This is a genomic window from Methanimicrococcus hongohii (genome assembly GCF_032594095.1).
Taxonomy (GTDB): domain Archaea; phylum Halobacteriota; class Methanosarcinia; order Methanosarcinales; family Methanosarcinaceae; genus Methanimicrococcus; species Methanimicrococcus hongohii.
Genome location: NZ_CP131059.1, coordinates 1,614,165 through 1,637,381, shown reverse-complemented (window position 1 = coordinate 1,637,381; position 23,217 = coordinate 1,614,165). Strand labels below are relative to the sequence as shown.

Below are 23,217 nucleotides of genomic sequence, written 5' to 3'. Positions count from 1 at the left end.
TTCAACAGCCTGCTCTTGTCACTTATCACCGACTTACATCGGCGGTTTCATTCCTTTTAATTCAAGTCTGCGTTTGTAATATCGGAGAACGACAATTCCGCCCAATATGACAAAGATTGCCATAAATATCGGGAACACAACGGCTGATTTTTGCTCGACCACATCTTCTTCTTCCTCAAATCCTTCATGAGATTCGCCGGGAGTGCTTGAAGAGCCTGAGTCAGACGGCGTCGGACCCGGTCCCGGACCCGGCGGAGTTGTTCCCGGTGTATATTTGTTCGTTATTGTGATTGTATCTCCTGATTTGACATTGCTTGTTTGCGTGTAGTTGGTCGGAACGGTTTCAACGATTGTATAATCAATTTCGATTCCGTTGTCGTACTTGAACAAGTTTGTTCCTGTCCATTCATATGTCCAGGCGGGACTGTCTGATGCTTTCAATTGAACCGTGTCTACAACAGTGTTTCCATTCATCAATTTGACGGTAATTTCAGACGGGCGTTTGCCGTTTTTATCGTTGTCATCATCCCAGATTTTTTCGACTTTGATGTCGGTGTTTTCGGGAGTGTAGGAGTTTTTGATAATGACATTGATATCGGTGGCATTATATGATGAGCCGCCATCAGAATCAATATACCCTTGAGGAACCTCTTTTTCCCAAACATCATAATCAGGAATATGAATACCGAATTCTGCAGGCATATTCAACCATTCGCCGAACCAAGAATTAGATTCATTTAAGACTTTTTCAGCAACCACTTTGTCAGTGTCATTTTTGTCTATTAACTGAACTGTGATGTCTTCAGGGCGTTTACCGTCTCTGTTGTCATCGTCATCCCAAATCTTTTCAACTGTAATATTGATTGTCGGAACTGATTTCAAACTGTTTGTGACAGTGAAAGTATCTCCGGATCGAGTGACAGAGACTGTGTAATAAGCACTGAGATCTGTTTTTTCTTCGATTTCATAAAGAATAACATTATTCAAGCTATCGTGTCTGTCCAAATCATCCCAAGTATAAGTCCAATCGGCATCGCTCAATGTTTGAGTATCTTGTTCGATACCATCTGCGATTAAAACAACTTCAATGGAAGTTGGGCGATTTGATGTATCGGCTGCATCGTTCCAAACTTTGGTGACGGTGAGGTCGAAAAGTTCGGGGAGGGTGCCGTCGTCGTAGGTGTTGGTCACAGTGAAGCCGGAAGAAGCAGTGCCGGAAGAAACAGAAGTATATTCAGTCGGAACATCAACTTCTTCAACGGTATAGGTGATCAATTGACCGTTCGCGTATTTCGGAACGTCGGTCCAGGAATTGGTCCAAGTTGCATTTTCAATAACGAGATCGGAACCGAATTGAGTGAGGCCGTTCATTAAACGAACAGTCACGTTGTCGGGACGGAAACCGGCACTGTCGGAATCATCAGTCCAAACTTTGGTAACAGTGACCTGACTGTAATTCAAGTCATCAAACGTGTTGGTCACAGTGAAGCCGGAAGAAGCAGTACCGGAAGAAACAGAAGTGTATTCAGTCGGAACATCAACTTCTTCAACGGTATAGGTGATCAATTGACCGTTCGCGTATTTCGGAACGTCGGTCCAGGAATTGGTCCAAGTTGCATTTTCAATAACGAGATCGGAACCGAATTGAGTGAGGCCGTTCATTAAACGAACAGTCACGTTGTCGGGACGGAAACCGGCACTGTCGGAATCGTCAGTCCAAACTTTGGTAACAGTGACCTGACTGTAATTCAAGTCATCAAACGTGTTGGTCACAGTGAAGCCGGAAGAAGCAGTACCGGAAGAAACAGAAGTGTATTCAGTCGGAACATCAACTTCTTCAACGGTATAGGTGATCAATTGACCGTTCGCGTATTTCGGAACGTCGGTCCAGGAATTGGTCCAAGTTGCATTTTCAATAACGAGATCGGAACCGAATTGAGTGAGGCCGTTCATTAAACGAACAGTCACGTTGTCGGGACGGAAACCGGCACTGTCGGAATCGTCAGTCCAAACTTTGGTAACAGTGACCTGACTGTAATTCAAGTCATCAAACGTGTTGGTCACAGTGAAGCCGGAAGAAGCAGTACCGGAAGAAACAGAAGTGTATTCAGTCGGAACATCAACTTCTTCAACGGTATAGGTGATCAATTGACCGTTCGCGTATTTCGGAACGTCGGTCCAGGAATTGGTCCAAGTTGCATTTTCAATAACGAGATCGGAACCGAATTGAGTGAGGCCGTTCATTAAACGAACAGTCACGTTGTCGGGACGGAAACCGGCACTGTCGGAATCATCAGTCCAAACTTTGGTAACAGTGACCTGACTGTAATTCAAGTCATCAAACGTGTTGGTCACAGTGAAGCCGGAAGAAGCAGTACCGGAAGAAACAGAAGTGTATTCAGTCGGAACATCAACTTCTTCAACGGTATAGGTGATCAATTGACCGTTCGCGTATTTCGGAACGTCGGTCCAGGAATTGGTCCAAGTTGCATTTTCAATAACGAGATCGGAACCGAATTGAGTGAGGCCGTTCATTAAACGAACAGTCACGTTGTCGGGACGGAAACCGGCACTGTCGGAATCGTCAGTCCAAACTTTGGTAACAGTGACCTGACTGTAATTCAAGTCATCAAACGTGTTGGTCACAGTGAAGCCGGAAGAAGCAGTACCGGAAGAAACAGAAGTATATTCAGTCGGAACATCAACTTCTTCAACGGTATAGGTGATCAATTGACCGTTCGCGTATTTCGGAACGTCGGTCCAGGAATTGGTCCAAGTTGCATTTTCAATAACGAGGTCGGAACCGAATTGAGTGAGGCCGTTCATTAAACGAACAGTCACGTTGTCGGGACGGAAACCGGCACTGTCGGAATCATCAGTCCAAACTTTGGTAACAGTGACCTGACTGTAATTCAAGTCATCAAACGTGTTGGTCACAGTGAAGCCGGAAGAAGCAGTACCGGAAGAAACAGAAGTGTATTCAGTCGGAACATCAACTTCTTCAACGGTATAGGTGATCAATTGACCGTTCGCGTATTTCGGAACGTCGGTCCAGGAATTGGTCCAAGTTGCATTTTCAATAACGAGATCGGAACCGAATTGAGTGAGGCCGTTCATTAAACGAACAGTCACGTTGTCGGGACGGAAACCGGCACTGTCGGAATCATCAGTCCAAACTTTGGTAACAGTGACCTGACTGTAATTCAAGTCATCAAACGTGTTGGTCACAGTGAAGCCGGAAGAAGCAGTACCGGAAGAAACAGAAGTGTATTCAGTCGGAACATCAACTTCTTCAACGGTATAGGTGATCAATTGACCGTTCGCGTATTTCGGAACGTCGGTCCAGGAATTGGTCCAAGTTGCATTTTCAATAACGAGATCGGAACCGAATTGAGTGAGGCCGTTCATTAAACGAACAGTCACGTTGTCGGGACGGAAACCGGCACTGTCGGAATCATCAGTCCAAACTTTGGTAACAGTGACCTGACTGTAATTCAAGTCATCAAACGTGTTGGTCACAGTGAAGCCGGAAGAAGCAGTACCGGAAGAAACAGAAGTGTATTCAGTCGGAACATCAACTTCTTCAACGGTATAGGTGATCAATTGACCGTTCGCGTATTTCGGAACGTCGGTCCAGGAATTGGTCCAAGTTGCATTTTCAATAACGAGGTCGGAACCGAATTGAGTGAGGCCGTTCATTAAACGAACAGTCACGTTGTCGGGACGGAAACCGGCACTGTCGGAATCGTCAGTCCAAACTTTGGTAACAGTGACCTGACTGTAATTCAAGTCATCAAACGTGTTGGTCACAGTGAAGCCGGAAGAAGCAGTACCGGAAGAAACAGAAGTGTATTCAGTCGGAACATCAACTTCTTCAACGGTATAGGTGATCAATTGACCGTTCGCGTATTTCGGAACGTCGGTCCAGGAATTGGTCCAAGTTGCATTTTCAATAACGAGGTCGGAACCGAATTGAGTGAGGCCGTTCATTAAACGAACAGTCACGTTGTCGGGACGGAAACCGGCACTGTCGGAATCATCAGTCCAAACTTTGGTAACAGTGACCTGACTGTAATTCAAGTCATCAAACGTGTTGGTCACAGTGAAGCCGGAAGAAGCAGTACCGGAAGAAACAGAAGTGTATTCAGTCGGAACATCAACTTCTTCAACGGTATAGGTGATCAATTGACCGTTCGCGTATTTCGGAACGTCGGTCCAGGAATTGGTCCAAGTTGCATTTTCAATAACGAGGTCGGAACCGAATTGAGTGAGGCCGTTCATTAAACGAACAGTCACGTTGTCGGGACGGAAACCGGCACTGTCGGAATCATCAGTCCAAACTTTGGTAACAGTGACCTGACTGTAATTCAAGTCATCAAACGTGTTGGTCACAGTGAAGCCGGAAGAAGCAGTGCCGGAAGAAACAGAAGTATATTCAGTCGGAACATCAACTTCTTCAACGGTATAGGTGATCAATTGACCGTTCGCGTATTTCGGAACGTCGGTCCAGGAATTGGTCCAAGTTGCATTTTCAATAACGAGGTCGGAACCGAATTGAGTGAGGCCGTTCATTAAACGAACAGTCACGTTGTCGGGACGGAAACCGGCACTGTCGGAATCATCAGTCCAAACTTTGGTAACAGTGACCTGACTGTAATTCAAGTCATCAAACGTGTTGGTCACAGTGAAGCCGGAAGAAGCAGTGCCGGAAGAAACAGAAGTATATTCAGTCGGAACATCAACTTCTTCAACGGTATAGGTGATCAATTGACCGTTCGCGTATTTCGGAACGTCGGTCCAGGAATTGGTCCAAGTTGCATTTTCAATAACGAGATCGGAACCGAATTGAGTGAGGCCGTTCATTAAACGAACAGTCACGTTGTCGGGACGGAAACCGGCACTGTCGGAATCGTCAGTCCAAACTTTGGTAACAGTGACCTGACTGTAATTCAAGTCATCAAACGTGTTGGTCACAGTGAAGCCGGAAGAAGCAGTACCGGAAGAAACAGAAGTATATTCAGTCGGAACATCAACTTCTTCAACGGTATAGGTGATCAATTGACCGTTCGCGTATTTCGGAACGTCGGTCCAGGAATTGGTCCAAGTTGCATTTTCAATAACGAGATCGGAACCGAATTGAGTGAGGCCGTTCATTAAACGAACAGTCACGTTGTCGGGACGGAAACCGGCACTGTCGGAATCATCAGTCCAAACTTTGGTAACAGTGACCTGACTGTAATTCAAGTCATCAAACGTGTTGGTCACAGTGAAGCCGGAAGAAGCAGTACCGGAAGAAACAGAAGTATATTCAGTCGGAACATCAACTTCTTCAACGGTATAGGTGATCAATTGACCGTTCGCGTATTTCGGAACGTCGGTCCAGGAATTGGTCCAAGTTGCATTTTCAATAACGAGGTCGGAACCGAATTGAGTGAGGCCGTTCATTAAACGAACAGTCACGTTGTCGGGACGGAAACCGGCACTGTCGGAATCATCAGTCCAAACTTTGGTAACAGTGACCTGACTGTAATTCAAGTCATCAAACGTGTTGGTCACAGTGAAGCCGGAAGAAGCAGTGCCGGAAGAAACAGAAGTATATTCAGTCGGAACATCAACTTCTTCAACGGTATAGGTGATCAATTGACCGTTCGCGTATTTCGGAACGTCGGTCCAGGAATTGGTCCAAGTTGCATTTTCAATAACGAGGTCGGAACCGAATTGAGTGAGGCCGTTCATTAAACGAACAGTCACGTTGTCGGGACGGAAACCGGCACTGTCGGAATCATCAGTCCAAACTTTGGTAACAGTGACCTGACTGTAATTCAAGTCATCAAACGTGTTGGTCACAGTGAAGCCGGAAGAAGCAGTACCGGAAGAAACAGAAGTGTATTCAGTCGGAACATCAACTTCTTCAACGGTATAGGTGATCAATTGACCGTTCGCGTATTTCGGAACGTCGGTCCAGGAATTGGTCCAAGTTGCATTTTCAATAACGAGGTCGGAACCGAATTGAGTGAGGCCGTTCATTAAACGAACAGTCACGTTGTCGGGACGGAAACCGGCACTGTCGGAATCATCAGTCCAAACTTTGGTAACAGTGACCTGACTGTAATTCAAGTCATCAAACGTGTTGGTCACAGTGAAGCCGGAAGAAGCAGTACCGGAAGAAACAGAAGTGTATTCAGTCGGAACATCAACTTCTTCAACGGTATAGGTGATCAATTGACCGTTCGCGTATTTCGGAACGTCGGTCCAGGAATTGGTCCAAGTTGCATTTTCAATAACGAGGTCGGAACCGAATTGAGTGAGGCCGTTCATTAAACGAACAGTCACGTTGTCGGGACGGAAACCGGCACTGTCGGAATCATCAGTCCAAACTTTGGTAACAGTGACCTGACTGTAATTCAAGTCATCAAACGTGTTGGTCACAGTGAAGCCGGAAGAAGCAGTACCGGAAGAAACAGAAGTGTATTCAGTCGGAACATCAACTTCTTCAACGGTATAGGTGATCAATTGACCGTTCGCGTATTTCGGAACGTCGGTCCAGGAATTGGTCCAAGTTGCATTTTCAATAACGAGGTCGGAACCGAATTGAGTGAGGCCGTTCATTAAACGAACAGTCACGTTGTCGGGACGGAAACCGGCACTGTCGGAATCATCAGTCCAAACTTTGGTAACAGTGACCTGACTGTAATTCAAGTCATCAAACGTGTTGGTCACAGTGAAGCCGGAAGAAGCAGTGCCGGAAGAAACAGAAGTATATTCAGTCGGAACATCAACTTCTTCAACGGTATAGGTGATCAATTGACCGTTCGCGTATTTCGGAACGTCGGTCCAGGAATTGGTCCAAGTTGCATTTTCAATAACGAGGTCGGAACCGAATTGAGTGAGGCCGTTCATTAAACGAACAGTCACGTTGTCGGGACGGAAACCGGCACTGTCGGAATCATCAGTCCAAACTTTGGTAACAGTGACCTGACTGTAATTCAAGTCATCAAACGTGTTGGTCACAGTGAAGCCGGAAGAAGCAGTGCCGGAAGAAACAGAAGTATATTCAGTCGGAACATCAACTTCTTCAACGGTATAGGTGATCAATTGACCGTTCGCGTATTTCGGAACGTCGGTCCAGGAATTGGTCCAAGTTGCATTTTCAATAACGAGATCGGAACCGAATTGAGTGAGGCCGTTCATTAAACGAACAGTCACGTTGTCGGGACGGAAACCGGCACTGTCGGAATCATCAGTCCAAACTTTGGTAACAGTGACCTGACTGTAATTCAAGTCATCAAACGTGTTGGTCACAGTGAAGCCGGAAGAAGCAGTGCCGGAAGAAACAGAAGTATATTCAGTCGGAACATCAACTTCTTCAACGGTATAGGTGATCAATTGACCGTTCGCGTATTTCGGAACGTCGGTCCAGGAATTGGTCCAAGTTGCATTTTCAATAACGAGGTCGGAACCGAATTGAGTGAGGCCGTTCATTAAACGAACAGTCACGTTGTCGGGACGGAAACCGGCACTGTCGGAATCATCAGTCCAAACTTTGGTAACAGTGACCTGACTGTAATTCAAGTCATCAAACGTGTTGGTCACAGTGAAGCCGGAAGAAGCAGTACCGGAAGAAACAGAAGTGTATTCAGTCGGAACATCAACTTCTTCAACGGTATAGGTGATCAATTGACCGTTCGCGTATTTCGGAACGTCGGTCCAGGAATTGGTCCAAGTTGCATTTTCAATAACGAGATCGGAACCGAATTGAGTGAGGCCGTTCATTAAACGAACAGTCACGTTGTCGGGACGGAAACCGGCACTGTCGGAATCATCAGTCCAAACTTTGGTAACAGTGACCTGACTGTAATTCAAGTCATCAAACGTGTTGGTCACAGTGAAGCCGGAAGAAGCAGTACCGGAAGAAACAGAAGTGTATTCAGTCGGAACATCAACTTCTTCAACGGTATAGGTGATCAATTGACCGTTCGCGTATTTCGGAACGTCGGTCCAGGAATTGGTCCAAGTTGCATTTTCAATAACGAGATCGGAACCGAATTGAGTGAGGCCGTTCATTAAACGAACAGTCACGTTGTCGGGACGGAAACCGGCACTGTCGGAATCATCAGTCCAAACTTTGGTAACAGTGACCTGACTGTAATTCAAGTCATCAAACGTGTTGGTCACAGTGAAGCCGGAAGAAGCAGTACCGGAAGAAACAGAAGTATATTCAGTCGGAACATCAACTTCTTCAACGGTATAGGTGATCAATTGACCGTTCGCGTATTTCGGAACGTCGGTCCAGGAATTGGTCCAAGTTGCATTTTCAATAACGAGGTCGGAACCGAATTGAGTGAGGCCGTTCATTAAACGAACAGTCACGTTGTCGGGACGGAAACCGGCACTGTCGGAATCATCAGTCCAAACTTTGGTAACAGTGACCTGACTGTAATTCAAGTCATCAAACGTGTTGGTCACAGTGAAGCCGGAAGAAGCAGTGCCGGAAGAAACAGAAGTATATTCAGTCGGAACATCAACTTCTTCAACGGTATAGGTGATCAATTGACCGTTCGCGTATTTCGGAACGTCGGTCCAGGAATTGGTCCAAGTTGCATTTTCAATAACGAGGTCGGAACCGAATTGAGTGAGGCCGTTCATTAAACGAACAGTCACGTTGTCGGGACGGAAACCGGCACTGTCGGAATCGTCAGTCCAAACTTTGGTAACAGTGACCTGACTGTAATTCAAGTCATCAAACGTGTTGGTCACAGTGAAGCCGGAAGAAGCAGTGCCGGAAGAAACAGAAGTGTATTCAGTCGGAACATCAACTTCTTCAACGGTATAGGTGATCAATTGACCGTTCGCGTATTTCGGAACGTCGGTCCAGGAATTGGTCCAAGTTGCATTTTCAATAACGAGGTCGGAACCGAATTGAGTGAGGCCGTTCATTAAACGAACAGTCACGTTGTCGGGACGGAAACCGGCACTGTCGGAATCGTCAGTCCAAACTTTGGTAACAGTGACCTGACTGTAATTCAAGTCATCAAACGTGTTGGTCACAGTGAAGCCGGAAGAAGCAGTACCGGAAGAAACAGAAGTGTATTCAGTCGGAACATCAACTTCTTCAACGGTATAGGTGATCAATTGACCGTTCGCGTATTTCGGAACGTCGGTCCAGGAATTGGTCCAAGTTGCATTTTCAATAACGAGGTCGGAACCGAATTGAGTGAGGCCGTTCATTAAACGAACAGTCACGTTGTCGGGACGGAAACCGGCACTGTCGGAATCGTCAGTCCAAACTTTGGTAACAGTGACCTGACTGTAATTCAAGTCATCAAACGTGTTGGTCACAGTGAAGCCGGAAGAAGCAGTACCGGAAGAAACAGAAGTGTATTCAGTCGGAACATCAACTTCTTCAACGGTATAGGTGATCAATTGACCGTTCGCGTATTTCGGAACGTCGGTCCAGGAATTGGTCCAAGTTGCATTTTCAATAACGAGGTCGGAACCGAATTGAGTGAGGCCGTTCATTAAACGAACAGTCACGTTGTCGGGACGGAAACCGGCACTGTCGGAATCGTCAGTCCAAACTTTGGTAACAGTGACCTGACTGTAATTCAAGTCATCAAACGTGTTGGTCACAGTGAAGCCGGAAGAAGCAGTACCGGAAGAAACAGAAGTGTATTCAGTCGGAACATCAACTTCTTCAACGGTATAGGTGATCAATTGACCGTTCGCGTATTTCGGAACGTCGGTCCAGGAATTGGTCCAAGTTGCATTTTCAATAACGAGGTCGGAACCGAATTGAGTGAGGCCGTTCATTAAACGAACAGTCACGTTGTCGGGACGGAAACCGGCACTGTCGGAATCGTCAGTCCAAACTTTGGTAACAGTGACCTGACTGTAATTCAAGTCATCAAACGTGTTGGTCACAGTGAAGCCGGAAGAAGCAGTACCGGAAGAAACAGAAGTATATTCAGTCGGAACATCAACTTCTTCAACGGTATAGGTGATCAATTGACCGTTCGCGTATTTCGGAACGTCGGTCCAGGAATTGGTCCAAGTTGCATTTTCAATAACGAGGTCGGAACCGAATTGAGTGAGGCCGTTCATTAAACGAACAGTCACGTTGTCGGGACGGAAACCGGCACTGTCGGAATCATCAGTCCAAACTTTGGTAACAGTGACCTGACTGTAATTCAAGTCATCAAACGTGTTGGTCACAGTGAAGCCGGAAGAAGCAGTGCCGGAAGAAACAGAAGTATATTCAGTCGGAACATCAACTTCTTCAACGGTATAGGTGATCAATTGACCGTTCGCGTATTTCGGAACGTCGGTCCAGGAATTGGTCCAAGTTGCATTTTCAATAACGAGGTCGGAACCGAATTGAGTGAGGCCGTTCATTAAACGAACAGTCACGTTGTCGGGACGGAAACCGGCACTGTCGGAATCGTCAGTCCAAACTTTGGTAACAGTGACCTGACTGTAATTCAAGTCATCAAACGTGTTGGTCACAGTGAAGCCGGAAGAAGCAGTGCCGGAAGAAACAGAAGTATATTCAGTCGGAACATCAACTTCTTCAACGGTATAGGTGATCAATTGACCGTTCGCGTATTTCGGAACGTCGGTCCAGGAATTGGTCCAAGTTGCATTTTCAATAACGAGGTCGGAACCGAATTGAGTGAGGCCGTTCATTAAACGAACAGTCACGTTGTCGGGACGGAAACCGGCACTGTCGGAATCGTCAGTCCAAACTTTGGTAACAGTGACCTGACTGTAATTCAAGTCATCAAACGTGTTGGTCACAGTGAAGCCGGAAGAAGCAGTACCGGAAGAAACAGAAGTGTATTCAGTCGGAACATCAACTTCTTCAACGGTATAGGTGATCAATTGACCGTTCGCGTATTTCGGAACGTCGGTCCAGGAATTGGTCCAAGTTGCATTTTCAATAACGAGGTCGGAACCGAATTGAGTGAGGCCGTTCATTAAACGAACAGTCACGTTGTCGGGACGGAAACCGGCACTGTCGGAATCGTCAGTCCAAACTTTGGTAACAGTGACCTGACTGTAATTCAAGTCATCAAACGTGTTGGTCACAGTGAAGCCGGAAGAAGCAGTACCGGAAGAAACAGAAGTGTATTCAGTCGGAACATCAACTTCTTCAACGGTATAGGTGATCAATTGACCGTTCGCGTATTTCGGAACGTCGGTCCAGGAATTGGTCCAAGTTGCATTTTCAATAACGAGGTCGGAACCGAATTGAGTGAGGCCGTTCATTAAACGAACAGTCACGTTGTCGGGACGGAAACCGGCACTGTCGGAATCGTCAGTCCAAACTTTGGTAACAGTGACCTGACTGTAATTCAAGTCATCAAACGTGTTGGTCACAGTGAAGCCGGAAGAAGCAGTACCGGAAGAAACAGAAGTGTATTCAGTCGGAACATCAACTTCTTCAACGGTATAGGTGATCAATTGACCGTTCGCGTATTTCGGAACGTCGGTCCAGGAATTGGTCCAAGTTGCATTTTCAATAACGAGGTCGGAACCGAATTGAGTGAGGCCGTTCATTAAACGAACAGTCACGTTGTCGGGACGGAAACCGGCACTGTCGGAATCGTCAGTCCAAACTTTGGTAACAGTGACCTGACTGTAATTCAAGTCATCAAACGTGTTGGTCACAGTGAAGCCGGAAGAAGCAGTACCGGAAGAAACAGAAGTGTATTCAGTCGGAACATCAACTTCTTCAACGGTATAGGTGATCAATTGACCGTTCGCGTATTTCGGAACGTCGGTCCAGGAATTGGTCCAAGTTGCATTTTCAATAACGAGATCGGAACCGAATTGAGTGAGGCCGTTCATTAAACGAACAGTCACGTTGTCGGGACGGAAACCGGCACTGTCGGAATCATCAGTCCAAACTTTGGTAACAGTGACCTGACTGTAATTCAAGTCATCAAACGTGTTGGTCACAGTGAAGCCGGAAGAAGCAGTGCCGGAAGAAACAGAAGTGTATTCAGTCGGAACATCAACTTCTTCAACGGTATAGGTGATCAATTGACCGTTCGCGTATTTCGGAACGTCGGTCCAGGAATTGGTCCAAGTTGCATTTTCAATAACGAGGTCGGAACCGAATTGAGTGAGGCCGTTCATTAAACGAACAGTCACGTTGTCGGGACGGAAACCGGCACTGTCGGAATCATCAGTCCAAACTTTGGTAACAGTGACCTGACTGTAATTCAAGTCATCAAACGTGTTGGTCACAGTGAAGCCGGAAGAAGCAGTACCGGAAGAAACAGAAGTGTATTCAGTCGGAACATCAACTTCTTCAACGGTATAGGTGATCAATTGACCGTTCGCGTATTTCGGAACGTCGGTCCAGGAATTGGTCCAAGTTGCATTTTCAATAACGAGGTCGGAACCGAATTGAGTGAGGCCGTTCATTAAACGAACAGTCACGTTGTCGGGACGGAAACCGGCACTGTCGGAATCGTCAGTCCAAACTTTGGTAACAGTGACCTGACTGTAATTCAAGTCATCAAACGTGTTGGTCACAGTGAAGCCGGAAGAAGCAGTGCCGGAAGAAACAGAAGTATATTCAGTCGGAACATCAACTTCTTCAACGGTATAGGTGATCAATTGACCGTTCGCGTATTTCGGAACGTCGGTCCAGGAATTGGTCCAAGTTGCATTTTCAATAACGAGGTCGGAACCGAATTGAGTGAGGCCGTTCATTAAACGAACAGTCACGTTGTCGGGACGGAAACCGGCACTGTCGGAATCGTCAGTCCAAACTTTGGTAACAGTGACCTGACTGTAATTCAAGTCATCAAACGTGTTGGTCACAGTGAAGCCGGAAGAAGCAGTACCGGAAGAAACAGAAGTATATTCAGTCGGAACATCAACTTCTTCAACGGTATAGGTGATCAATTGACCGTTCGCGTATTTCGGAACGTCGGTCCAGGAATTGGTCCAAGTTGCATTTTCAATAACGAGGTCGGAACCGAATTGAGTGAGGCCGTTCATTAAACGAACAGTCACGTTGTCGGGACGGAAACCGGCACTGTCGGAATCATCAGTCCAAACTTTGGTAACAGTGACCTGACTGTAATTCAAGTCATCAAACGTGTTGGTCACAGTGAAGCCGGAAGAAGCAGTACCGGAAGAAACAGAAGTGTATTCAGTCGGAACATCAACTTCTTCAACGGTATAGGTGATCAATTGACCGTTCGCGTATTTCGGAACGTCGGTCCAGGAATTGGTCCAAGTTGCATTTTCAATAACGAGGTCGGAACCGAATTGAGTGAGGCCGTTCATTAAACGAACAGTCACGTTGTCGGGACGGAAACCGGCACTGTCGGAATCATCAGTCCAAACTTTGGTAACAGTGACCTGACTGTAATTCAAGTCATCAAACGTGTTGGTCACAGTGAAGCCGGAAGAAGCAGTACCGGAAGAAACAGAAGTATATTCAGTCGGAACATCAACTTCTTCAACGGTATAGGTGATCAATTGACCGTTCGCGTATTTCGGAACGTCGGTCCAGGAATTGGTCCAAGTTGCATTTTCAATAACGAGGTCGGAACCGAATTGAGTGAGGCCGTTCATTAAACGAACAGTCACGTTGTCGGGACGGAAACCGGCACTGTCGGAATCATCAGTCCAAACTTTGGTAACAGTGACCTGACTGTAATTCAAGTCATCAAACGTGTTGGTCACAGTGAAGCCGGAAGAAGCAGTGCCGGAAGAAACAGAAGTATATTCAGTCGGAACATCAACTTCTTCAACGGTATAGGTGATCAATTGACCGTTCGCGTATTTCGGAACGTCGGTCCAGGAATTGGTCCAAGTTGCATTTTCAATAACGAGATCGGAACCGAATTGAGTGAGGCCGTTCATTAAACGAACAGTCACGTTGTCGGGACGGAAACCGGCACTGTCGGAATCGTCAGTCCAAACTTTGGTAACAGTGACCTGACTGTAATTCAAGTCATCAAACGTGTTGGTCACAGTGAAGCCGGAAGAAGCAGTACCGGAAGAAACAGAAGTGTATTCAGTCGGAACATCAACTTCTTCAACGGTATAGGTGATCAATTGACCGTTCGCGTATTTCGGAACGTCGGTCCAGGAATTGGTCCAAGTTGCATTTTCAATAACGAGATCGGAACCGAATTGAGTGAGGCCGTTCATTAAACGAACAGTCACGTTGTCGGGACGGAAACCGGCACTGTCGGAATCATCAGTCCAAACTTTGGTAACAGTGACCTGACTGTAATTCAAGTCATCAAACGTGTTGGTCACAGTGAAGCCGGAAGAAGCAGTACCGGAAGAAACAGAAGTATATTCAGTCGGAACATCAACTTCTTCAACGGTATAGGTGATCAATTGACCGTTCGCGTATTTCGGAACGTCGGTCCAGGAATTGGTCCAAGTTGCATTTTCAATAACGAGGTCGGAACCGAATTGAGTGAGGCCGTTCATTAAACGAACAGTCACGTTGTCGGGACGGAAACCGGCACTGTCGGAATCATCAGTCCAAACTTTGGTAACAGTGACCTGACTGTAATTCAAGTCATCAAACGTGTTGGTCACAGTGAAGCCGGAAGAAGCAGTACCGGAAGAAACAGAAGTGTATTCAGTCGGAACATCAACTTCTTCAACGGTATAGGTGATCAATTGACCGTTCGCGTATTTCGGAACGTCGGTCCAGGAATTGGTCCAAGTTGCATTTTCAATAACGAGGTCGGAACCGAATTGAGTGAGGCCGTTCATTAAACGAACAGTCACGTTGTCGGGACGGAAACCGGCACTGTCGGAATCATCAGTCCAAACTTTGGTAACAGTGACCTGACTGTAATTCAAGTCATCAAACGTGTTGGTCACAGTGAAGCCGGAAGAAGCAGTGCCGGAAGAAACAGAAGTATATTCAGTCGGAACATCAACTTCTTCAACGGTATAGGTGATCAATTGACCGTTCGCGTATTTCGGAACGTCGGTCCAGGAATTGGTCCAAGTTGCATTTTCAATAACGAGGTCGGAACCGAATTGAGTGAGGCCGTTCATTAAACGAACAGTCACGTTGTCGGGACGGAAACCGGCACTGTCGGAATCATCAGTCCAAACTTTGGTAACAGTGACCTGACTGTAATTCAAGTCATCAAACGTGTTGGTCACAGTGAAGCCGGAAGAAGCAGTACCGGAAGAAACAGAAGTGTATTCAGTCGGAACATCAACTTCTTCAACGGTATAGGTGATCAATTGACCGTTCGCGTATTTCGGAACGTCGGTCCAGGAATTGGTCCAAGTTGCATTTTCAATAACGAGGTCGGAACCGAATTGAGTGAGGCCGTTCATTAAACGAACAGTCACGTTGTCGGGACGGAAACCGGCACTGTCGGAATCGTCAGTCCAAACTTTGGTAACAGTGACCTGACTGTAATTCAAGTCATCAAACGTGTTGGTCACAGTGAAGCCGGAAGAAGCAGTGCCGGAAGAAACAGAAGTATATTCAGTCGGAACATCAACTTCTTCAACGGTATAGGTGATCAATTGACCGTTCGCGTATTTCGGAACGTCGGTCCAGGAATTGGTCCAAGTTGCATTTTCAATAACGAGGTCGGAACCGAATTGAGTGAGGCCGTTCATTAAACGAACAGTCACGTTGTCGGGACGGAAACCGGCACTGTCGGAATCATCAGTCCAAACTTTGGTAACAGTGACCTGACTGTAATTCAAGTCATCAAACGTGTTGGTCACAGTGAAGCCGGAAGAAGCAGTACCGGAAGAAACAGAAGTGTATTCAGTCGGAACATCAACTTCTTCAACGGTATAGGTGATCAATTGACCGTTCGCGTATTTCGGAACGTCGGTCCAGGAATTGGTCCAAGTTGCATTTTCAATAACGAGATCGGAACCGAATTGAGTGAGGCCGTTCATTAAACGAACAGTCACGTTGTCGGGACGGAAACCGGCACTGTCGGAATCGTCAGTCCAAACTTTGGTAACAGTGACCTGACTGTAATTCAAGTCATCAAACGTGTTGGTCACAGTGAAGCCGGAAGAAGCAGTACCGGAAGAAACAGAAGTGTATTCAGTCGGAACATCAACTTCTTCAACGGTATAGGTGATCAATTGACCGTTCGCGTATTTCGGAACGTCGGTCCAGGAATTGGTCCAAGTTGCATTTTCAATAACGAGGTCGGAACCGAATTGAGTGAGGCCGTTCATTAAACGAACAGTCACGTTGTCGGGACGGAAACCGGCACTGTCGGAATCGTCAGTCCAAACTTTGGTAACAGTGACCTGACTGTAATTCAAGTCATCAAACGTGTTGGTCACAGTGAAGCCGGAAGAAGCAGTGCCGGAAGAAACAGAAGTGTATTCAGTCGGAACATCAACTTCTTCAACGGTATAGGTGATCAATTGACCGTTCGCGTATTTCGGAACGTCGGTCCAGGAATTGGTCCAAGTTGCATTTTCAATAACGAGATCGGAACCGAATTGAGTGAGGCCGTTCATTAAACGAACAGTCACGTTGTCGGGACGGAAACCGGCACTGTCGGAATCATCAGTCCAAACTTTGGTAACAGTGACCTGACTGTAATTCAAGTCATCAAACGTGTTGGTCACAGTGAAGCCGGAAGAAGCAGTGCCGGAAGAAACAGAAGTATATTCAGTCGGAACATCAACTTCTTCAACGGTATAGGTGATCAATTGACCGTTCGCGTATTTCGGAACGTCGGTCCAGGAATTGGTCCAAGTTGCATTTTCAATAACGAGGTCGGAACCGAATTGAGTGAGGCCGTTCATTAAACGAACAGTCACGTTGTCGGGACGGAAACCGGCACTGTCGGAATCGTCAGTCCAAACTTTGGTAACAGTGACCTGACTGTAATTCAAGTCATCAAACGTGTTGGTCACAGTGAAGCCGGAAGAAGCAGTACCGGAAGAAACAGAAGTGTATTCAGTCGGAACATCAACTTCTTCAACGGTATAGGTGATCAATTGACCGTTCGCGTATTTCGGAACGTCGGTCCAGGAATTGGTCCAAGTTGCATTTTCAATAACGAGATCGGAACCGAATTGAGTGAGGCCGTTCATTAAACGAACAGTCACGTTGTCGGGACGGAAACCGGCACTGTCGGAATCATCAGTCCAAACTTTGGTAACAGTGACCTGACTGTAATTCAAGTCATCAAACGTGTTGGTCACAGTGAAGCCGGAAGAAGCAGTGCCGGAAGAAACAGAAGTATATTCAGTCGGAACATCAACTTCTTCAACGGTATAGGTGATCAATTGACCGTTCGCGTATTTCGGAACGTCGGTCCAGGAATTGGTCCAAGTTGCATTTTCAATAACGAGGTCGGAACCGAATTGAGTGAGGCCGTTCATTAAACGAACAGTCACGTTGTCGGGACGGAAACCGGCACTGTCGGAATCGTCAGTCCAAACTTTGGTAACAGTGACCTGACTGTAATTCAAGTCATCAAACGTGTTGGTCACAGTGAAGCCGGAAGAAGCAGTGCCGGAAGAAACAGAAGTGTATTCAGTCGGAACATCAACTTCTTCAACGGTATAGGTGATCAATTGACCGTTCGCGTATTTCGGAACGTCGGTCCAGGAATTGGTCCAAGTTGCATTTTCAATAACGAGGTCGGAACCGAATTGAGTGAGGCCGTTCATTAAACGAACAGTCACGTTGTCGGGACGGAAACCGGCACTGTCGGAATCGTCAGTCCAAACTTTGGTAACAGTGACCTGACTGTAATTCAAGTCATCAAACGTGTTGGTCACAGTGAAGCCGGAAGAAGCAGTGCCGGAAGAAACAGAAGTGTATTCAGTCGGAACATCAACTTCTTCAACGGTATAGGTGATCAATTGACCGTTCGCGTATTTCGGAACGTCGGTCCAGGAATTGGTCCAAGTTGCATTTTCAATAACGAGATCGGAACCGAATTGAGTGAGGCCGTTCATTAAACGAACAGTCACGTTGTCGGGACGGAAACCGGCACTGTCGGAATCATCAGTCCAAACTTTGGTAACAGTGACCTGACTGTAATTCAAGTCATCAAACGTGTTGGTCACAGTGAAGCCGGAAGAAGCAGTGCCGGAAGAAACAGAAGTGTATTCAGTCGGAACATCAACTTCTTCAACGGTATAGGTGATCAATTGACCGTTCGCGTATTTCGGAACGTCGGTCCAGGAATTGGTCCAAGTTGCATTTTCAATAACGAGATCGGAACCGAATTGAGTGAGGCCGTTCATTAAACGAACAGTCACGTTGTCGGGACGGAAACCGGCACTGTCGGAATCATCAGTCCAAACTTTGGTAACAGTGATTTCATCATACACTTCGTCTTCCCATTCCGCATAAAGAATATGAGAATCGGTAACATTTGTCGGATCAGCAGAACCTGTGAAATTCCAATAACGCACTTCAGGCTGTTGTCCGAATTGGTAGTGATAATACCACCACCCCTTAAACTCATAACCTTCGCGTGTGGGCTCTTCATCAGGCGCCGTAATAGTTGAATTATCCAAAACCGGTTCAGCAATAAATAATCTGAAACCAGTATCATCGATATCATCTATAAATGAATAATTCAATGACGGATTCAAAGAATTGGAAACACTGATTGTAGTTCCGTCCACAGATTCATTATATTGACCTCCCATCGCATTGAAAGTAAGAATCCACATATCGGCTTTTGTTGTTTCATTCCACTTAAGATAAAGTGTTGTATCTTCTATGATAGGAGAATCTGTATTACTCCAAAGCTGAGTTAATTCAAGATCAGTATGCCAATTTCCCGGACCAAGTGTTCCGCCCGGAATATAAGGATCGGCTTTCGTTGGATAAGGTCTGGGAATATCAAGGAGAGTACCATGCGGAACTTCCAATGTTAACAATGTTTCATTGATGTTTGTGTGCTGAACATTGAAATTTTGAGATGTATCATAGGATGTAACAATAGTACTTTCATCAAAAACACCGCCGTTTGAAATAAATTTCACAGTATATTTCACAGGCTCCCACTTTGCATAAACAAAAGTCCTTTCAACTACAGGTGTTGTTTCAGTCCATTCAACATCACTAATAACACCGGCTGAATCACCGACATACCAACCGTCGAAAATCTTATTTTCCGCAGTCGGATCGGCACTCGGGAACGGAACCGTAGAGCCGTGTGTTACGGTACCGACAACTAAATCTTGACCATTATTATCGAAGTAACGGAAATAACTGCCAACAGTTTCATCGCCTACGAAAGCCCCGTCTGTTGCATTGTAAATAACGGTATATTCATTAATCTTCCATTCCGCATACAAAACAACATCGTTAGCAGGCATCGTAAATGTACCCGTTCCGTCTGCTGCATAAGATGTGCCGAGTCCGTCAGCAGCCGTGTTCCATCCTGAAAAAGAATAGCCGTCTTTTTCTAATTCGTAATAATTTTCTAAAACCATAACCGTTGAGCCGGCAGAATACGGACTCAAAATATCAATCGGGACACTTTCACCGTTGGCATTGCCGCCGTTTCCGATGCCGCCGTTGGCATCATAAGTAACAGTGTACTTTGCCGAATCTTTTAAACTGTAATAAATTTCAACTTCGTATTCTTTACCGGATTCAAACGTGAAATGCGGATTTGAAAGATTGTTGTCACTGTCATTCGGATCTGTCGGATCATCTGTAATTACAGAATATTTGTAATTCCCTGAAATAAAAGTATTAATTACACTCGGAATAATCTTATAAAACAAATTGATATAATTTGCACCTTCATTTGCAAATTCCAATTCATCATTAATATTTGTATATCTGGAAGAAATAACAAACATCGTACCTTCGTCATGGCTGTAACTATCGTTAAACTTATATGGTTTTCCGGAATCATATGCAGATTCAACATACTCGGCAGGAGTGATTGTTGAATCATATACAGTCAACGTTTTTGACCCTACAATTTGGGTTCCCCAAAAATCATCTTCAAAATGCCTGACAATCCACCATTTGCCCGGCTCACGAATCACAATTTTATCAATTTGATAATCGCCGTCTAAAGTCGAATCAGTGAAATAAACGTCAGGATCCAAAACAGGCCAGCCGCTCATATCCGTAACGACATCCCATCCGACAAGTTTTGTTTCGCTGTGATTTGTTTCGGCGCCGTTTGTATTATAAATGTGTTTTAACGGAAGATTGCCGCCGGAAATCCACTTCGCATAAAGAGTCACATCGCCTGTAATTTTGTTCGTGCCGAAATCCCATTTCGATGTGCTTTGATAATCCTCAGTCGTATACCAACCTTCAATCACATAATCTGCTTTTGTTGTCGCAGGTGACGGCTCGGAAATTAAAACATTACTCGTAACGTTGGAAACAATCAATAATTCATTGTCGGAAGAATCTGTTTGGCTGTAGTCATAAGTCAGACCTGAAGATGTCGGTGTTGTTGTAATAACGGCGGCATCATCAAAGGTTCCGCCCATCGCATTGAAAGTGACATTATACTTGGTTGAATCGGATGGTTCCCAAACAGGATAAAGGTAGATATAATAATTTCCATACATGTAGACTGCAGGAATGGACAAATCGATAAAAAATTTACTTTCGGGGGCATATGTCATACCTGACAAATCTTCATACATATTCCAACCGATAAAATCGTAGCCGTCTTTTTCCAGAGGGATGTATGTACCTGTCTGCCAGTCATAGCTTCCAATATTATCCAAAACGGTTACTTCCCCTCCATAGTAATAGTAATTAGAATCTTCAGGAGGATAACCACTGTCAGTCCCATTATCGAGATATATAACATAATAATATACGTTAGATGGATTATTATAATTGAGATCTATTTCATATTTTTTATCGGCATCAAATGTATACAAATAATATGTAGAAGAATCAAGAATTACATCGAAAGGATTGGAGCCGTCTAAATCTGAAAAATGTATAGTAACATTATCCAGCGAATAATAATAGCCGTCATTCGCATATCGGGCCCAAGATTCCAAATCATATTCCACATTATTAAGTGCAGATTTTGTTTCAGAATAAACAATGACAGGATCTTCCGGATAATTTTCAGGATAATAATTATGATTAACAGGGAGATCTCGTGCCCATGTTGCGTAAACTGTTGTATCTTGAGTCATTAAAACTTGATTTAACGGATAAAATCCTGGATAATAAGAATTACCTGTTCCGTCTGCTTTCTCATTCCAATGTGAAAAGAAATAGCTATCTTTTTCAAGATCCCACGGATATTGAACCGTCGCATATGAACCGGACGGGTAAGTGTTTGAATCAGTCGGAACTGATCCGCCTGTATGGCCGTTGCCGTCATAGGTCAAAGTATATCTTTCGGAAGCTCCGCTTTGTTCATAATAATAATGAACTTCGTAAGCTTTTCCTTCAGTAAATTGGTAATTTGCAGGATCCAAATCATTAGGTGTCCAAGTTCTGTGGAGGTATGAACCGTCGGGTGAAACGATAGTTGCTATTGCTCGAGGAATTATTAAAGAGGAATAAAGAATATTCAAGAAATTTTTACCACTATCCATTTCCATGACATCATATAACGAATAACGTAACTCTTCAAGCCAAGGAGAGCTGGAATTGTTAGAATTATGACCGGAATAACTATTTTCATTCAACAAAAACATTGATACCGGAATCTTATATCCTTCAATAACAGGAATTTGCTCTTGATAAAATAAAGACCAATCAGTGTTAAGTGCTTCATCCACATAACCGGAATCGTTACTGTAATGCTTGATATTCAATGAACTGGCAGATTCAATAACTTCAATGCGAACCAATGAATATGTTTCATCGCCGTAAACCGGCTTATTCCATTCGTATAAAGGTGTATTCACATCATATGTTGCAGTTTTACCTTCACTGAATTCATAATTATTGCCTTCCCCATCATTGTAATGATGTGTAATCGGGAAACCGCGTTTATAATTTATTTTTAAAACATAGTGTAACCCTTCCTCAAAAGTGTATGTGGGACTGTCAATATTCAATTCAATCGGATCATTGGAAGGAAGATTAGAATTATCATTATTGAAATAAGTGATTTTTTGAGTAAGCGGATAAACGGCATTGGTAGCAAAATAACCTGTCAAATAATTACTACCATATATGTATTTTCTAATAATTTTTGTAACAAGATTATCATCTTCAGTTAAAGTTTGAGGAGCGAAATACTCTGATACCGTCAATGGACCATTAGAATATACTTTTGAGGAATGTTCTGTTAAATCAACTACATCCCCGACAACCAATGATTCCTCATAATTAAAGTTATTAGAATAGTCCTCGTTCCAATAATCTATGGTATAATTAATTGTCTCGTATTGAATTGTAATGGAATCGATAATGTATTCATAATCGTTAAAATTTTTCTGAATTCTGTTGCTTAAATCTATTTCTTGATCTGCTAAAACACGGTCTTCGTTTATTTCTTCACAATAATCAGTGCTTCCGCTTGGGCTGTCAATAATTCCTTCATAATTATGAACTGTGTGAACATACGAATAGGGACCGGGATTCGTATGTTGAGTGTAATTAATTATCATATGATAATTATGATGATTTTTAAAATTATATGAATCGCCGATATTTACAGTATCATAGGATGGAACAGAACCTGTTTTTTCATAATTATGAGGTTTATAGTTAACAGGGTCAGGATCTCCATAATAAAAATTGATTGTTACATCTTGTGTGAGAACTCCAATATCAAGCCAGTTGTCCCCATTAATTTCTACATAATCATCGTCTTCAATCCAAATTCCGGAGTTATAAGAATCAGGAGAAATGGAATATTCCTGACCCAATGCATATGCCTCAGTAGAAGCGTTATAAAAATCATATCCGCCTGAAGATGAATTATATAACCAACGATTGATTAAAACATCAGCAGATTGATCAATGATTTTGATATCTGTTACATTATATGTTCCGGCTTTTGTATAAGTCCAATCCGGCAACGGATATGTCCCAATCGATATGGTTTTCCATAGGAAGTCGGAGGGGATATCGTAATCAATAGTTCCGTCATAATAATGATCAATAGATACATAAGCTCGTTCATTAGATGCATTCGGATCAACGATACTCGCACCCGCAATTCCGGTAAAACCTGACGTTAAAATACAAATAACTAAAACAAAAGTAAAGAATTTCTTCCAAAGAGACTTTTCAGTCGCCAACAT

General features: G+C 44.5%; 1 protein-coding gene. It reads right to left on the bottom strand.

What is annotated here, in order from left to right; translation table 11 throughout:
* Nucleotides 1-33 precede the first annotated feature (33 nt).
* Entirely contained in the window at nt 34-23,217 is a 23,184-nt protein-coding gene (locus tag MmiHf6_RS07280) for a Cna B-type domain-containing protein (protein ID WP_316557135.1), read from the bottom strand.

Coding starts and splice junctions, on each gene's coding strand:
- MmiHf6_RS07280 (WP_316557135.1), bottom strand. CDS start 23,217: ATGTTGGCGACTGAAAAGTCTCTTTGGAAGAAATTCTTTACTTTTGTT.